The organism is Paraburkholderia sp. JPY465 (genome assembly GCF_050436725.1).
GTDB lineage: Bacteria > Pseudomonadota > Gammaproteobacteria > Burkholderiales > Burkholderiaceae > Paraburkholderia > Paraburkholderia youngii.
In genome coordinates, this window is record NZ_JBNDMT010000007.1 from 653,271 (window position 1) to 668,227 (window position 14,957).

13 protein-coding genes and 2 pseudogenes are annotated in these 14,957 nt (G+C 58.7%); 10 read left to right on the plus strand and 5 right to left on the minus strand.

Going from position 1 to position 14,957, the window contains the following annotated elements:
- Positions 1 to 609 precede the first annotated feature (609 nt).
- Together QFZ94_RS43720 and QFZ94_RS43725 are read left to right on the plus strand one after the other, a co-directional pair.
- Positions 610 to 1,414, plus strand: a pseudogene (locus QFZ94_RS43720) (IS5 family transposase).
- Between the two features lie 114 nt (positions 1,415 to 1,528).
- Positions 1,529 to 2,008: an RNase A-like domain-containing protein gene (locus QFZ94_RS43725; protein ID WP_410853147.1), complete on the plus strand. Its 480-nt coding sequence runs from the start codon at positions 1,529 to 1,531 to the stop codon at positions 2,006 to 2,008.
- 96 nt (positions 2,009 to 2,104) lie between these two features.
- Here QFZ94_RS43725 and QFZ94_RS43730 read toward each other — a convergent pair.
- Positions 2,105 to 2,557, minus strand: a pseudogene (locus QFZ94_RS43730) (Tn3 family transposase); the annotation flags it as partial.
- A 103-nt stretch (positions 2,558 to 2,660) separates the two neighbouring features.
- Between QFZ94_RS43730 and QFZ94_RS43735 the strand changes: the two are divergent.
- From QFZ94_RS43735 to QFZ94_RS43755, 5 genes are all read left to right on the plus strand, one after another.
- Positions 2,661 to 3,389 (plus strand): helix-turn-helix domain-containing protein, encoded by a 729-nt coding sequence (locus tag QFZ94_RS43735; RefSeq protein WP_429464201.1) that lies wholly within the window; start codon positions 2,661 to 2,663, stop codon positions 3,387 to 3,389.
- A 19-nt stretch (positions 3,390 to 3,408) separates the two neighbouring features.
- The gene (locus QFZ94_RS43740) at positions 3,409 to 4,197 is read left to right on the plus strand and encodes an amino acid ABC transporter ATP-binding protein (RefSeq protein ID WP_429464203.1); all 789 of its coding nucleotides are present in this window, start codon (positions 3,409 to 3,411) and stop codon (positions 4,195 to 4,197) included.
- 61 nt (positions 4,198 to 4,258) lie between these two features.
- On the plus strand, positions 4,259 to 5,032 hold the full coding sequence (locus tag QFZ94_RS43745) for a GntR family transcriptional regulator (protein ID WP_429464205.1): 774 nt from the start codon (positions 4,259 to 4,261) through the stop codon (positions 5,030 to 5,032).
- Positions 4,981 to 6,237 carry a M24 family metallopeptidase gene (locus tag QFZ94_RS43750; protein WP_429464207.1) on the plus strand — a complete coding sequence of 419 codons (1,257 nt, stop codon included), beginning with the start codon at positions 4,981 to 4,983 and terminating at the stop codon, positions 6,235 to 6,237. The genes QFZ94_RS43745 and QFZ94_RS43750 overlap by 52 nt, the downstream gene beginning before the upstream one ends.
- A 13-nt stretch (positions 6,238 to 6,250) precedes the next feature.
- Positions 6,251 to 7,270, plus strand: a complete 1,020-nt coding sequence (locus QFZ94_RS43755) for a succinylglutamate desuccinylase/aspartoacylase family protein (RefSeq protein WP_429464209.1) — start codon at positions 6,251 to 6,253, stop codon at positions 7,268 to 7,270.
- Positions 7,271 to 7,357: 87 nt separating this feature from the next.
- On the opposite strand, the gene QFZ94_RS43760 is transcribed toward QFZ94_RS43755, so the two are convergent.
- Positions 7,358 to 9,097, minus strand: coding sequence for a Tn3 family transposase (locus QFZ94_RS43760; RefSeq protein WP_429464211.1), 1,740 nt, complete (start codon positions 9,095 to 9,097; stop codon positions 7,358 to 7,360).
- Between the two features lie 9 nt (positions 9,098 to 9,106).
- Positions 9,107 to 9,922, minus strand: a complete 816-nt coding sequence (locus QFZ94_RS43765; RefSeq protein WP_429464213.1) for a hypothetical protein — start codon at positions 9,920 to 9,922, stop codon at positions 9,107 to 9,109.
- Between the two features lie 34 nt (positions 9,923 to 9,956).
- Here QFZ94_RS43765 and QFZ94_RS43770 point away from each other — a divergent pair, with 34 nt between their 5' ends.
- The gene (locus QFZ94_RS43770) at positions 9,957 to 11,117 is read left to right on the plus strand and encodes an IS30 family transposase (RefSeq protein ID WP_429455971.1); all 1,161 of its coding nucleotides are present in this window, start codon (positions 9,957 to 9,959) and stop codon (positions 11,115 to 11,117) included.
- Between the two features lie 139 nt (positions 11,118 to 11,256).
- Here the strand turns inward: QFZ94_RS43770 and QFZ94_RS43775 are convergent, their stop codons facing one another.
- On the minus strand, positions 11,257 to 11,493 hold the full coding sequence (locus tag QFZ94_RS43775; protein ID WP_429464333.1) for a DUF4158 domain-containing protein: 237 nt from the start codon (positions 11,491 to 11,493) through the stop codon (positions 11,257 to 11,259).
- Here QFZ94_RS43775 and QFZ94_RS43780 point away from each other — a divergent pair.
- Positions 11,486 to 13,237 (plus strand): phage integrase family protein, encoded by a 1,752-nt coding sequence (locus tag QFZ94_RS43780; protein WP_429464215.1) that lies wholly within the window; start codon positions 11,486 to 11,488, stop codon positions 13,235 to 13,237. The two genes, QFZ94_RS43775 and QFZ94_RS43780, sit on opposite strands and share 8 nt — an antisense overlap.
- On the opposite strand, the gene QFZ94_RS43785 is transcribed toward QFZ94_RS43780, so the two are convergent.
- On the minus strand, positions 13,213 to 14,238 hold the full coding sequence (locus tag QFZ94_RS43785) for a hypothetical protein (protein WP_429464217.1): 1,026 nt from the start codon (positions 14,236 to 14,238) through the stop codon (positions 13,213 to 13,215). The two genes, QFZ94_RS43780 and QFZ94_RS43785, sit on opposite strands and share 25 nt — an antisense overlap.
- Before the next feature lie 66 nt (positions 14,239 to 14,304).
- Between QFZ94_RS43785 and QFZ94_RS43790 the strand changes: the two genes are divergently transcribed.
- Positions 14,305 to 14,847, plus strand: a complete 543-nt coding sequence (locus QFZ94_RS43790) for a hypothetical protein (RefSeq protein WP_429464218.1) — start codon at positions 14,305 to 14,307, stop codon at positions 14,845 to 14,847.
- The last annotated feature ends 110 nt before the right edge of the window (positions 14,848 to 14,957 follow it).

The following is a 14,957-nucleotide window of genomic DNA, read 5'->3' on the forward strand; positions in this document are numbered from 1 at the left end:
CACGCGGTTATCTGGCTGTTGGCACGATCATCGCTGTTCGACCCCCGGGATTTTAGAGGCCCAGTTCCACACCTTCTGCATCCAGCAGACGGGAGAACAGCCAAAGGAGCTAAGAGTGAGTTCGCTTATCGAACCGAGCGGAATTTTTCCGACCCGGCTGCCGTACCCTCTGCGACGCTTGAGGAGGCCCTAGCTTGATACCCCGCTGGCGCAGTTCTGGACTGCGGGAATCGGAATCGTAGCCGCGATCGCGTAGAGGATCTTGGACGTTTGAAACGGACGACTGCCCTGCCTTGTGGTTCCGCTGTTCAGATGGCAAAGGTTATGGCTTTCCTAGGAAGTCAACGTCCTCTCGACGGATTTTTGACTTATCTCCAAAAAGTGTATTTGCTTTAATATGTTTGAACAGTCCGAAAGGAAGGCACATGATGAGCGTTAGACGTGCGGCATCCCATTTTCTGACGACTGCCATCTTCGCGACCGCACTAACGATGGCGGGGCCAAGTTCATGCGGCTTGAGAAAGTGGCGATGCATTCGTCGTACTGAAATACATTGAAAGCGTGCTCGAAATTGGTTCTCTAGGGCCAAGCATGGAACATAAGGGAGGCATGACAAGAGCGAAAAGTAAAGCCTATCCGACAGACGTTTTTCGACGAAGAAAGGAGCTTCGTGGCAGCGTCTAACGTTGATGGATGAGAGTGCACCACAGAGTGTACGAGGTGCGCGAACGGTCAATGCGTTGCGCTGGATGGCTCGCGCTGGGGCTGCGTGGCGAGTGCTGCTGACCGTTTTTTCGTCGGGAAAACTCGTGTACCAGCAGACGCACGATGGCTGGCGGCGGCTGTTTCGAGTGCATGGTGAGTGACCTTCGTTCGATTGTCCGTGTGGCGCAAGGGCGGCATGGGCAGCCGAGCGCGGTTATCGTTGATGGCCGCACGTTGCAATCGACATGTGAAAGTGGCCCACGCGCAGGCTATGACGGCTACAAGCGCAAGCGTGGCAGCAAGGTACATATGGCGGTCGACATTCTGTCAGTTGCTCGCCGTACACGTGACACCGGCCAACGAGCAGGAACGGGCGCAGGTGGCAGAGCTAGCGCGTCAGGTGCAGCAGGCAATGGGAGAAGCCGAAAAAGTGGTCTTTGCCGATCAGGGGGACACGGGCAAACATCCTGCGTAGGCTGCGCGCGCCTAAGGAATTGATCTCCAGGTGGTCAAGCTGGACGAAGCGAAAAAGCGTTTCCTGCTGTTGCCGCGGCGATGGGTAGTCGAGTGCAGCTTCGGATGGATCAACCGCCTTCGACGCCTCCCACTTGACTACGAACGCTTGCCCGAAACACTCGCAGGTCCGCATTTTGTCGTCGTAGCCGTGCTTGTGCTTGTCCGTGCAATCCTGGTACTTCGAAGTTCCTAACACCGTCTAATCTGTACAAGGACCAAGATGAAAAAATCGCTTCACCGCAACATACGTATCCGTCTACTAAGGACGTCCGTTTTTTCGACGGTAGCGTGCGCACTCGCACTGACAATGCTGAATGCGGCTGCACAGACCTGCCTCCCACCGGCGAACGGCAACTGGGCGCAGTGGCTTGGCCAGCAGGAATCCGCTGGTGGTCACGCAGTTAGGTGTCACGTCGGAAAATCAGAAAGCGGCTTAATCGGCCGCATCATCAATCGGGGCGGCGGTAAGGGTGACACTTGCGCGCCATATCCCGAAGCGGCAAGCTCCTTCACAGACGCGAAAACAATGCTCAGGGCGATATCCGACGCGATAAAGACAAGCGCTCCCGGCGCGGTGACCGGCCCCAACGGAAGAACCACCTTAACCGGGCGAAGCGAACAAAAAGTTGGTCTGGTAGTCGAGACGTTCACTGGAAAAGACCCCAGTAAGAACCGCTCACCGTGCAATGCAAACAAGGGCTTCGTCTGCCAAGGGACACGAAACTGGGTCGCAGTAATCGAGAAAAACGACGCTGACTGCTTTCTACTTACCGCATACCCGAAATAGCGTCTTCGTTAGCTCGAGCAAGGTGACGGATCGACGCGTAGTTTAAGGGACGAAATCAAAAAGACTCGTTGGGGCTGTATGCCTTTGCGGCAGGCAGTTCGCGACGAGGTCGTTGTACTTGATCACCTTGCGCTGCCAGTGACGGACGCTTTCGGCTATCGCGCCTTCGCCACCGAACATCAGCCACTTCGCGAAGTCGTTGAACTGCTCGCTCTTGTTGGTCGCGGCGTGAATCGTGCGACGCAGGTCTGGTTCACTGAGATATTTCAACCGGAACAGCGTCTGCGTCACTTGCTCCAGCTCACGGAATGTGAAGCGGAGCTTGTTTTTCGTGCTCTCCGATCCCAGGCGGCGCAGGACCGTCGACGGCGTCATCTTGCCTGCCTTGATCGACACTGCAACGCGCATCATGTCGGCATAGTGACGTTCGATGAGTGGCCAGTCCACCGGCTGACGGCACAAGCTGTCGATGTGCTTGTATTTGCGCAGCCGGTCCGCCTCGTACAGCACGAGATCCTTGATGTTGCGCATCTGCGGCATCAGGGTAAGCGCCCGGTCATCCCATCTTGAGTCACGGTGAAAGTCTTGGGAGCATCGTGTCCACTTAAATTGGACTGACCCCCAGAAGTTGGACACTTCTGCAGGGAGTCTTGTGGGCAAGTATTCGGAAGAGACGAAGCTCGCGGTCGTCAAGAATTATTGTTTGGGAACGGCCGGGCTCAAAGTCGTTGCTCGCCGCCATGATGTGGATGTTACGTCGCTACGCAAATGGGTGGCAGGCTATCGTTCGCATGGTGCTGCAGGCGTCAGGGAAAAGGCGCGGGCCACCTATAGCTTAAAATTCAAGCTGTCTGTGTTGCGACGCATGCGTGACGAGGGCCTTTCCTATCGGCAGGCCGCCGCGCTGTTTGATATTCGCAACTTCAATATTATCGCTACGTGGGAGCGCAACTACGATCAGGGCGGACTGGAGGCCTTGTCACCACACGCTGCCTCACGCCGCAAGAAGATGACAAAGCATCAGACCACAGAATCTCCGAGATCATCAAAGGGTGCCATCCCTAAAGGACAGGTCGAAGCGGCGAAGTCTCTTCAGTTGAGCCGCATCGACACGATAGCCTTCGTTGTTGCACCACAAATGCTGCGCAGCATCGCTGCGCCGATGGGCAGCTACTTCGTATCAATTCTGAAAACAACGCCGACGCTGGCCGTTCTGGCAGTTCCGGAAATGTTGGGTAGCGCATTCGATGTCGCATCAGAGACATACCGCTATGCCGAGCCGATGCTGGTGGCAGGAATCGCGTTCCTTGGGCTGGCGTTGCTTGTGACTGCGCTAGTGCACAGGCTTGAGAAGCGGCTGTTCCTTTCGAGCCGGCGCTAACAACCATCTAGGGGACATGATGCAAACACTTAGGAAGATTGAATTCGAAACGGCTCCGACTAACGAAGCCACAGGTCGACCTGCAATCCAGATTTCTGGCCTGAGTAAGTGGTACGGGAAATTCCAAGTTTTGAGAGATGTAAATCTGACCGTGACCACGGGCGAGCGCATCGTCATTTGTGGGCCGTCCGGTTCGGGTAAGTCAACACTGATCCGCTGCATCAACCAGCTTGAGAATCACCAGGTCGGTCAGTTGATTGTCGACGGAGCGGAGATCGGAGCCAAGGGCAGAAGCCTGACGGCAATCCGGCAAGATATCGGCATGGTGTTTCAACAGTTCAATCTGTTTCCCCACCTTACCGTACTTGGCAACTGCATGCTTGCACCAGTGCGCACAAAGAAGTACTCCAAGCATCAAGCGAGGGAAGTTGCGCTTCGCCATCTGGACAAAGTCCGTATTGCAGACCAGGCGAACAAGTATCCGTCGCAATTGTCAGGTGGACAGCAGCAGCGAGTAGCGATCGCTCGAGCGCTGTGCATGGAGCCCAAGATCATGTTGTTCGACGAGCCGACTTCCGCTCTCGATCCTGAGATGGTAAATGAAGTGCTTGAGGTAATGACAACGCTTGCCCGCGACGGTATGACGATGCTATGTGTAACACATGAGATGGGGTTCGCCCGGAGAGTGGCGGACCGGGTGATCTTCATGGACAAGGGCGAGATTGTCGAAGACGCAACGCCGCAAAAATTCTTCGACAACCCAGACAACGAGCGTAGCCGACGGTTCCTCTCGCAGATCCTCCACTGAGCGGGAGCTGTCGCCCAGAGGTTATGCAGGCATTAAGGATATAGGGTTAATTGCGATGGCTATGGCCACAGAGAAAACAGCGAGCCCAAAGGGCATGACTTCGTCAAGCTCCTCGCTTCACGAGAGCGTCAGAGCCGAGATCAGCAAACGGATCGAAAACGGCTTTTATAAGCCTGGCGACGCCATTGCGTCCACTGCTCAGATGAGCGAGGAGCTCGGCGTTAGTGCGATCACGGTCAAGCGCGCTGTACGCGATCTTCAGTCGGCAGGCGTGCTCGAATCTGTGCCGGGAAAAGGCACGTTTGTCAAGGAGAAGAGACGTTTCATCCGGGAGCTGGACGTCTGGATGTCCTCGATGGACAACGCGCGCCGACTTGGCTTTGAACCACGCATGGAGCTTGTCTCGATCACGAAGGAGAGGATCGCAGATCCCACCCTTGCACTCTTTGGACCTCCCGACAACGTCTATCTGTGCGTGAGGAAGATCATCTATGCCGACGGGCAACCCATCATGTACGACGCCGCATACGTTCCAACGTCGGTGCCAGATGAAATCGTCGACGAGTTCGGAGAGCACTTCATTGTCACCGCCCTGAACAGGCATGACGTAGCGGTAAAAGACATGTCCCTGGTCATCGATGCTGCTCCTGCATCGTCGGGCGCACAAAAGATCTTCGCTATCCCGAACACATATCCTATGTTGCGTCGCCTGTATCACATAAGTACGGAGACGCCAGGAATCGATGTATTCGGAGTTGTCGAGTCACCCTTTGATCGGCTCGCATGTTCGATCAACCTGTCCAAGGAAGCGATTTCTCGAATGGAGAAAAAATGATGACGGAAGCTACCCATGATACTGCCACTAAAGTTGGCATGGCGTTGCGGCCTGCCCCCGATGTGCCGTTAGCCGAACTGGAAGGGCGGCTCAGCCGTGTCCGTCGCGAGATGGAGCGCAGTCAGTTAGACGCGATCGTGCTAACAGACATCAAAAACGTCCAGTATGTTACGGACTTCTTCACGCTCTCGTGGATGTACAAGGCAAGGCCGGTGTTCGCATTGCTGACAGCGGACGATCTAATCGTGATAGGCAGCAAGACAGAACAGAAGAACGTCAGCTACAAGCCCCGTACGTTCAAAGCCGTCTACTACCATGGATATCTGAGTGAGGGTTTAGCTGCTCTGTCGGAAACCATTCAGGCGCATTTCAGCGGACGGACGGTTCGCCTTGGAATTGACTACGGTCAGGACATGACCGGCCTTGGCTCGCTTGAAATGATCGCCACGTTGAGCGGTTTGAGCGCGGGAGGGAAAGTAACCGATGCAACGCCCGAGTTGTGGAAGGTGCGGCTGATCAAATCGGACTTCGAAGCGAATCTGAAGAAGACGGCCTTCGCCATTGTGAATGACGCTTTCGATCGAACAATTGCCGACGCGTATCTTGGCATGACGGAAATTGAGCTATATCGTCGGATGCAGGCGCAGATGTTTCTGAACGGTGCCGAAAGGGCCGACCCGATAGCCATGCTTTTCGCGAAGGGCGATTTCGTCTATAGCCGGCCGCCGAGCGAGCGGAGATTAGAAGAAGGTCACTATATCTGGACAGACTTTCGAGCGACCTACGGAGGTTACCCGGCTGACAGAAACCGCACCGCTCGCGGCGGTCAGCCGTCGGACTGGGAGATAAAGACGTACTCGGCTGTCCGCGAACTGACCCATACACTGTGCCGCTTTGTAAAGGCTGGTATGACGTGCTCAGACGTCTACGCTAACTTTGCCCGTATGTGGAAGGAACTGGATGTGGGACAGGTGTACACGGCTGTAACCCGGATTGGCCATGGCGGCGGCTTCGACGTGACCGAACCTCCTTCGCTGTCAGCGACAGATACAACGGTGATCGAGCCGGGAATGATTTTCCACATCGAACCGAAGCTGGAGCGCGACGGAGCTGTTTTCCAGTTCGAAGAGGTAGTTTATGTCCGCGAAAGCGGGATCGAGTTTCTCAGCGATCTGTCACCCGCGGCCATTCCTGTCATCAGCTAATCAAGTCAATAATATGTCGACTCCCACCCGTATCTGGTCGCCTATCAGCTTTGAAAAGGAGGGCAAACAGGCAGGCTCGTTGCGCCTGCCGATTTCCAGTGATCTCTCAGCGTATGGCTGGATCCCGATTCCGGTAGTCTGCGTGAAAAATGGGAAAGGACCTACCGCTGTCTTGTTCGCTGGAACTCACGGAGACGAGTACGAGGGTCAGATAGCGCTGCTTGAACTTGCCCGGGAAATCTCTCCAGACGATGTCAATGGCAGAATCGTTATCCTTCCCTCGCTCAATTTTCCGGCGGTTGAGGCGGGACGGCGTGTGTCCCCCATGGACGAAGGCAATCTCAACCGTGTCTATCCAGGCAAGGCTCACGGCACGCCGACAGAGATGATCGCGCATTATGTGACGTCGGTTCTGCTGCCGATGGCGGACCTGGTTGTCGACCTTCACTCCGGTGGAAGGTCGCTGGAATACGTTCCATGTGCGCTGATCCGCCCATCGGCTGACGCCGAGCGGCACGCGCGATTGATGCAGCTCGTCAGTGTATTTGGCGCGCCAGTTAGCTATCTTACTGACGGTAAAGGTGGCGGAGGAAATACGACACTTCCCGCTTCCGCTGAAGCGCAGGGAGTTCCTGTCATTACCGCTGAACTAGGCGGCGGTGCGACGCTCCAATATGTCGGGAAGCAGATTGCCAGCAACGGGGTTCGTCGCCTCTTGCATCATATGGGCATCTACAGAGAAGACTCGCTTCATGTACCAGCGCCTACGAGATTCACGGAGGTGCCGACGCGTGACTACTTTGTTTATGCAGATGACGGCGGGCTATTCGAACCCGCCGTTGCGGTTGGAGCTGACGTGGTCGCGGGGCAGCTGGCAGGGTATCTCCACTCCATCCATCGTCCTACGTCCGCTCCGGTAGAGCTGTGTTTTCCTGTAGACGGCATGGTGGCATGTCGGCGCTTTCCCACGCTGACGAGGCGGGGGGATTGTCTTTTCGGTCTAGGCTATTTTTACCCATCCCCCGAAAACTGAAAATCCTTTCTAACCCATGCTGGGCAAGCTTTTCGGGGTTCCAAGCCGGAACCGCAGAAATTTTGGAAGTTCTTGAATTTCAGGTAGTTACAGGAGATCGAGGCCAGCGAGCATGGCGGCGATGTCGATCGGGTTCTCGTTGCGAAACGTGTAATGCCCAAGGAGGTGGATGTGCTGCCAGGCCACCGGAGAAATCTTTTTCAGCATCGCGAGCGCCTTCTCGTTACCCTCTCGCCGATAGCGTTCGAGTAGTTGAGAAAGCAGCACCGAGTTGAAGGCGGTTACGACGTTAGCCAGAAGCCGGCCACACTCGTTGTTGATCGCAATATCGTGATCGGTCTTGCCGATCAGGTGTTTCTTGCCACCGACCTCAGCGATGAATCCGCGCAGTGCGTGATACGCCTCGATGCGGTTCTGCGAACGATGGACGTTGCGCTGCAGCTGGGGGTCGCGCATGTAGCGCAGCGTGTAGATGCTGCACACGAGCTTGTCGAACTCGAAGACCGCACGGCGCGTGCGGTGATGCGGAGACAGCGCGCAAAGCTTGCGGACCAGTGCCTGCTGGCTCATTTCCTTCACGCTGAGCGATGCAATGATCTGTTCGATGGCGGACGGATCATCGCAGATGGCAGACCGGTCGATCTGTCCGGCGGGTTTGATCAGAAAGTTGCTGTACTGCCCGATGTCGTCGCCGCAGAACAGATGCTTCAGTTGCGCCTGCAGGTTGGTGAACCGCGGAGCGAAACCCATCTCGAACCAGTGCATGGCCGCGAAATTCATCTTGTTGATGCTATGCATGTCACCGGTGATGATCGTTGGTGCGATATCGGTCGTGTTGCGGTAACAGAGATCGAAGACGTAATGGCTTTCGTGCTCGTGCGCCCCGATGAGGTTGGTGAGCGTGGCGACGTGATTGGTGAGTGACGTAAAGGCGACGACACGCCGTTCGCGACCGAAATATTTGCGCGAGTGCCGTGCCTTTGCGGTAGGCGTGGCGGCAGCGAACTTCTGTCCGTCGACGGCGCCGAAGAGTGCGCCGAGATCGGACGAGTAACACTCGAAGATCGGTAGCTGTGCGATGAAGTTGGCAATCCGGTCGTTGGCGGCCCGCAGTGTCGCCAGACGGCAGTACTGCCGGTACGTCTCGTCGAACACGTGATACGGGATATCGCAGGTCTGGGACATGGCGAGATTGCCGAGGTTGGTGGCCTGCGCAATAATCACCGCCATCAGGCTGTCCGCGTCGGCAATCTTCTTCGCGTAACGGGGCTGCAGGGGCGTCATCGCCGACAGGAAGCCACAACGGTCATTCACGAACCGGATGATGTCCGCAATATCGCGTAGCGGCAGCTTCGCGTAGAAGCTTTCCTGCTGCGTGGCGTTTCTGTCCGCTTTGGGTTTGCGCCAGGTCAGGGTGCTGCGTTGCGCGTCGTAGTCGAGGTGTTTGAGCTTGCCCTGCCGCAGTTCACGATCAAAGCGCTGCCAGAGGTCGCGAAGCTCGTCGCACAAAGCGGCGACGGTGACTTGTACCGGTTGGCGCAGCCAGGCGAGATCCAGTTCGCCGAGGACGGCGGCCGTCCGATCGGCAGGAACAAGATGGTCGCTGAACTGTCGATGCTGGGTGCTGTCGTTCAGATGCAATTCTCCGCTATCGACGCGCTTGCGCAGTTGCCGGTAGATCCAGAATTCGTATCGGTCGCCACGCAGGCTGACAGGCTGGCCCTTGTCATCGAAGGTGAGCAGATACGGGCGCAGCCGCTCCGGGAGTGTATCGGGTGGTATGTCCGCGAGCGGTCGCCGTTCGAGCCGCTGCCTGCGTGAAAACACGCCGCGCATCTAGTGCAGGGCCGCAAGCCATCGATCGTCGTTGCGTGCGCTGGAGAATTCGAGTGCCATTGCCTGCGGCCTGAGTCGCGTGCGAATCTGCCCGGCGACCTCGTCAACGGCCCGCCAGCGCAGCTCCATCTGGCTGACGGGTTTGTTGCTTAACAGACCGGCGACCTGCTGCAGGTCAGCCCTGGGCAGGACGCTGAACGCCTGGCGTCGCACGGTTCCGAACGGCGTGACATCGTCGAGCGAGTCATCGACGTAGAGCTGCAGGAGCCTGCCGACCTGCGGAGTATCTTTCTGCCGCTGGATCTGGGCGTGTATGAAAGCGTCATCGGCACTGGCCTTGCTGTCGTCCTCGAACTTCTTCGTGTGATGGCGCAGGGCGTCGACCAGATTGTCGTTCAGTTGCCGGTAGCGTTGCCAGGCGTAGCACAGCAGGTACAGGAATGACTGCCCGGGTTGAAGCTGACGCAGGTCGTAGATGGTGTAGAAGTGTGCAAGGCTCGCGTAGTACGCGATATTCTGCTGGGAGATGCCGAGCTGGGGCAGGATTGACCGGGCGGCGTTGTAGACGGGTTCGAGCGTGGCGCGCTTGCGGCGTTCGCGGCCCATCATGTGAGGTCCGAAATATTTCGCATCCTGCTTGATCGCGGCCAGTTCGGACAGGGACTCATCGCGTACGAGCAGGCGTTGCAGCGCGGCCCTGACGTCATCGGTAACGCCCGCCTCGACCAGTGCGGCCAGTCGTTGCCGTTCTTCACGGAGTGCGGTACTGACGATCGTCTGGAAGGTGGTGGCGGATTCAACCGGTCGATGCAACACAATGAACGCTGCATGAGCGGCGGGAGTGTTGCAAATGAAACAGCGACACCGGATTTACTACAGCGAGAAGCAGAAAGCGCTGATGTGGGAGCGCTGGCGAAAGGGTGAGTCTCTCGAGCATATCGCCCAGCTCTTCGATCGCCACCACTCGTCCGTGCAGCGGATCATCGGCGAAGCCGGTGGAATCCCGCCGGCAAAGCGACATCGTTCGCGGCTGGCGCTAACATTAGCCGAGCGGGAAGAGATATCGAGCGCGCTTGTTGCTGGCGATTCGATCCAGTCAATCGCCAGTCGGCTTGCGCGGGCTCCCTCTACCATCTGCCGCGAGATCAAACGCAACAGTGGGCAGGATGGCTATCGGGCAAGTCACGCCGATCAGCTTGCCTGGGATCGGGCGCAGCGGCCCAAAGTCTGTAAGCTGGTCGAACACCGGATGTTGGCACGCATCGTGGCAGACAAACTTCAACTGGAGTGGTCGCCCGAGCAGATCGCGGGATGGCTCAGGCGCGCGTACCCGGACAACGAGGATTACCACGTGTCACACGAGACCATCTACCGCAGTCTCTTCATCCAGGCCCGTGGTGTCTTGAAGAAGGAATTGCTCGAACATTTGCGGCGTACCCGGGTCATGCGGCGTTCCCGCCATTACACGCAGAAGACGGGCGACCACGGCAGGATCCGCGACACGGTGTCGATCAGCGAACGTCCAGCCACGATCGAGGACCGCGCAGTGCCGGGACATTGGGAGGGTGATCTGCTTTGCGGCAGCGGGAGCAGCCAGATTGCGACGCTCGTCGAGCGCCAGACACGCTATGTGATGCTGGTGAAGATTGCCAGCAAGGACAGCGAGGTGGTTGCCGATGCGCTCATCAAACATGCCTGCAAATTGCCCCAGGAACTCTACAAATCGCTAACCTGGGATCGCGGCACTGAGATGGCCAGCCACAAACGCTTTACTGTTGCCACGGACATTGCCGTCTACTTCTGCGACCCACAACATCCCTGGCAGCGTGGGTCGAACGAGAACACGAATGGACTGTTGAGGCAATACTTCCCGAAAGGTACCGACCTGTCGGTGTATTCACAGACTAGGCTCAATGCTGTGGCGAGACGGCTCAATGAACGTCCGAGGAAGACACTGAATTACGAAACGCCAGCCGAGCGGTTTAACCAAACTATTGCATCGACCGGTTGAATCCGCCGGTATAACCCGGGCGCACGATGTGCTGCTGGTTCAGCCAGAGGATGAGTTCGGTGACTACGAACGCGGGCGTCACATCGCGTCGCACCAGTTGTGCCGCGCGTTGCATGAGCAACGGGCTGTCCTGCTTCGACTAGAGGCGAAAGCGGAACAGCGAAAGGATTTCGCGGCGCTGCGCGTAGATTTCTGCGGAGCGGATGGGTCTTGGCGAAAGCGCCTGTTGAGGAAAATAGCGTTCGCGCAGGTAGCCAGCATCTTCTGGCGGAAGTTCCGTGAGCGTGAAGAATGCGCGCGTGGCCTTGAAATAGCCGGTCTGCAGCAGGCACAGGATCTGTTCGGGCAATCCTTTGCGCTGGTGCGCGATGGCCAGCTCATCATCGGTGAAGGCGAAGTACTCTGCGCGCTGGAAATCGTCAACGCGTCAGACCCGGCGGCCAGCCGCAACGCCTGCCGAACCCGGGTTCCCGGATGCCGATTCGCTGGCCGCGCTACGGGGCTGGTATGCAGGCCTTAGCTCCCGTGCCGCCGTCCTGCGCTATCTGCCCGATCACAAGACGTCGGGCCAGTCCGCGCGGGGCATGCTCGGCCGCATCCGCCGGCAGCTCATGGCGTTCGCGCAAAGCCGCCACCGGCCGGATCTGGCCGCAGTATTCCAGCACCTCCCCGAAGAGCGGCAGCGTCGGGCCAGCGCAGTCGAGCGCGCAATCAGAACATTGCCGTCGCTGACTGCGCCCCAACCCCAGATCAGCGACGACATCGACCGGTGGCTTGTGCCCCGGACTGTGAATGCCCTGCGCGCGCACGGCATTCACACGCTTTCCGAGCTCACCGTACGTGTCCCGCGTCGGCGCGGCTGGTGGCGAGCAATCGAAGGGCTCGGCGAGACTGGGGCGCGGCAGGTCGAAATCTTCTTTGCCGTGCATCCTCACCTGACCGAGCGCGCCCGTGCCCTGATTGCCGTTACGCAGCCCGGTGGCATCGTGCCGTGGGAGCAGTTGCGTCTGCCGCACGAGGTCGATGGTTCCCAAGGTAGCTTCCGGGCCCCGCGCGAAGCCTGCACGCTGAACGCGGTGAACGATTACGAAGCCTTACAGGCGTGGCTTGCGCTGCACGAAACTGCGGCGACGCAGTGCGCCTATCGCAAGGAAGCTGAGCGGCTGATCCTGTGGGCCATCGTCGAACGCGAGCGGGCGCTGTCGTCACTAACGACCGACGACGCGATCGCGTACCGGGCGTTCGTGCGTCGGCCGACGCCGCGCGAGCGCTGGGTCGGGCAGCCGCGACCGCGTGATTCCGTCGAGTGGCGACCGTTTGCGGGCGGCCTCTCGGCACGCTCGGCGGCGTACGCCCTCACGGTGCTGTCGGCGCTGTTCCGCTGGCTGATCGAGCAGCGTTACGTGCTCGCCAACCCGTTCGCCGGCGTCAAGGTCCGCGGCCACACCACGCAGCCCGCGCTCGACACGACCCGGGGTTTTACCGAAGGCGAGTGGCTGCTGATACGTGCGATTGCCGACGGCCTCGAATGGTCCTACGGCTGGTCGGAGCCAGCCGCGCAGCGGCTGCGCTTCCTGCTCGACTTCGGTTACGCGACGGGTTTGCGCGCCAGTGAACTGGTCGGTGCCATGCTCGGCAATATTCGTGTGGACGAGCACGGAGATCACTGGCTGCATCTGGTTGGGAAGGGCAGCAAACCCGGCCAGGTGGCGCTGCCGCCGCTCGCCCGTACCGCCCTCGACCAGTATCTTGTCCAGCGGCAATTACCCGTCACGCCGGCACGCTGGAATCCGAAAACGCCACTGGTCGCGAGCCTCGGCGAGGACAGAGCCGCCGGCATTGTGGGTTCACGACTGGGGCGCGTGATGCGCCGCTTCTTTATGCAGGTCGCCGACGTGATCCAGACCGACCACCCGGTCGCCGCCGACAAGCTGCGACGCGCGAGTCCGCACTGGATGCGCCACAGTCATGCGAGTCATGCGCTCGCCCGCGGGGCTGAGCTCACGAGCGTGCGCGATAATCTTCGTCATGCTTCGATCGCGACGACGTCAATGTACCTGCACGGCGACAAGATCCAGCGGGCACGGCAGATGAATCAGGCCTTTGCCGCCCGGAAATAGCGGCTAACCTGCTGAATCAAAAAGACTTCGAAAATTTCTGCGGTTCCGGCTTGGGACCCCAACTCATCGACCACGAAGTCGAACAGCATCTGCCGCGTGGCCAGCACCGGACCCGCCAGCGCCAGAATGTCATGACTGAGCCACTGGGTGAGTGTGCGCACGTCACGGGCCAGTTCATCGGCGTGCGCCTGAGCGTGGCGCGCCTGCCTCAGCGCGGCAGCGAAGCGGCCCGCCCGTCCCCGCGCGCGGGCGCGATCTGTCCCGGCTTCGAGCTGCTCGCGCCGTGTGCGGGCACCCCGGGCGAGCTTGCCCAGCGTCTCGCACTGGTGCTGGATGTGAAACACATCGCCATGGCAGGGCGTGTCGCCCCAGGCGGCTTTCTGTCCGGCGCGCAGACCCTGGGCGGCATCGGCAATCGTGTAGTCGGGTGCGAGCCCCTGCCTTGACGTGTCGAGCAGGTTCACGCCCCAAGTGTCGGCGTCGCGATGTTTCTCGCCGGCAAGCAGGTAACAGTAGGTCGATTCGGCATCGACGCCGGTAAGCACCGGCTGCGAGCCCTGGAAGATCTCGTCGTGCAGGCCCACGCGAATGCCAGAGAGGTCCTGCTCGCGGTTGATCGCCCTGGCCTGCTGCGCGGCCCATTGCTGCAGGTTGTGAACGCTGCCCACACTGACGCATACGCCCAGCAGATCGCGCATGAACTCCACCACGCCGCGATACGAACTGCGACAGATCAGCGTGAGCCCGAGCATCACCTGACGCAGCCAGGGCCGGGTGACCGGCAACTGGAACAGAACCTCGTCATCGGGCGCCGTCAGAGAGAACGCAACATCGAGCGCGTCGCTCGCCTTGCCCCGTTGCGCGTAGACAAACTTGCGACTCACGCCGAGCCTGGCAGACAGTTCACTGATCGTTTCCGATCCCGCCAGCGCCTGAACGGCCAGTTGCTTGCGTTCACTCTCAGGCAGCCGCTTCGCTGCCACGCCAGCCGATTGATTCATGCATCCACCACGACTGAAAAAATGGGCTGTCATTATCGGCCATGACAGCGCCATCAGGTGGCTCGCGTGTTACCCTGGTTTGAACCTCTGCCCATTTTTTACTATTGGCAGAAACTCGAGCAAAATCTGAAGGAAGGACCGGTCGGGTATTTCGGCTCGAACAATACAAAAATCCTGGAGCTGACACAGCGATTGCCTAAGCGTATCTGGGTCTTCAAGACCCCGAGAGGAATGAAGGGCTCCATCCAACTAGTCGGGTCACTCCTTGTCAGCGAGACACCGTGCGTCGCAGTCAAGACTGACTATCCCAACGTGATTTACTACGACCCGTTCTCTTCCGAGTCGGTAATGTACATCGACTCGGGCACACCACAGCGCATCCAGGAGGTCTCTGGATACTTCCAGAACCGGTTTCACTCTGCCTTTAGCTCGAACTTTCAGGGAGACGCCGGTCTGCAGGCTATGGAGTCGAACGTCGCGCGCGGGTTCGAAGCGCTGGTCGCTGACTGGGACACATGTCAGATGCTCGACCGTGTTAAAAATCGCGAAAGGTTCAGCCCATCAATCCTTTCGCACAACATTCAGCGTAACAGAGGCTTTGTTGCGTGACCTGTCCGGTAGCTGAGTTGGCATGGCTAGCCGCACTTTCCCATATTGCCCAGCGAACACAGCATGTCGCACTGAAGCGATCACGCTTGCCGCGAGCATCGTGCTTTATC

Excerpts from the sequence above, each read along its gene's own strand:
- QFZ94_RS43725 (WP_410853147.1), top strand. The coding sequence starts at position 1,529 with ATGCTGAATGCGGCTGCACAGACCTGCCTCCCACCGGCGAACGGCAAC.
- QFZ94_RS43740 (WP_429464203.1), top strand. The coding sequence starts at position 3,409 with ATGCAAACACTTAGGAAGATTGAATTCGAAACGGCTCCGACTAACGAA.
- QFZ94_RS43745 (WP_429464205.1), top strand. The coding sequence starts at position 4,259 with ATGGCCACAGAGAAAACAGCGAGCCCAAAGGGCATGACTTCGTCAAGC.
- QFZ94_RS43750 (WP_429464207.1), top strand. The coding sequence starts at position 4,981 with ATGTTCGATCAACCTGTCCAAGGAAGCGATTTCTCGAATGGAGAAAAA.
- QFZ94_RS43755 (WP_429464209.1), top strand. The coding sequence starts at position 6,251 with ATGTCGACTCCCACCCGTATCTGGTCGCCTATCAGCTTTGAAAAGGAG.
- QFZ94_RS43770 (WP_429455971.1), top strand. The coding sequence starts at position 9,957 with ATGAAACAGCGACACCGGATTTACTACAGCGAGAAGCAGAAAGCGCTG.
- QFZ94_RS43780 (WP_429464215.1), top strand. The coding sequence starts at position 11,486 with ATGGCCAGCTCATCATCGGTGAAGGCGAAGTACTCTGCGCGCTGGAAA.
- QFZ94_RS43785 (WP_429464217.1), bottom strand. The coding sequence starts at position 14,238 with ATGAATCAATCGGCTGGCGTGGCAGCGAAGCGGCTGCCTGAGAGTGAA.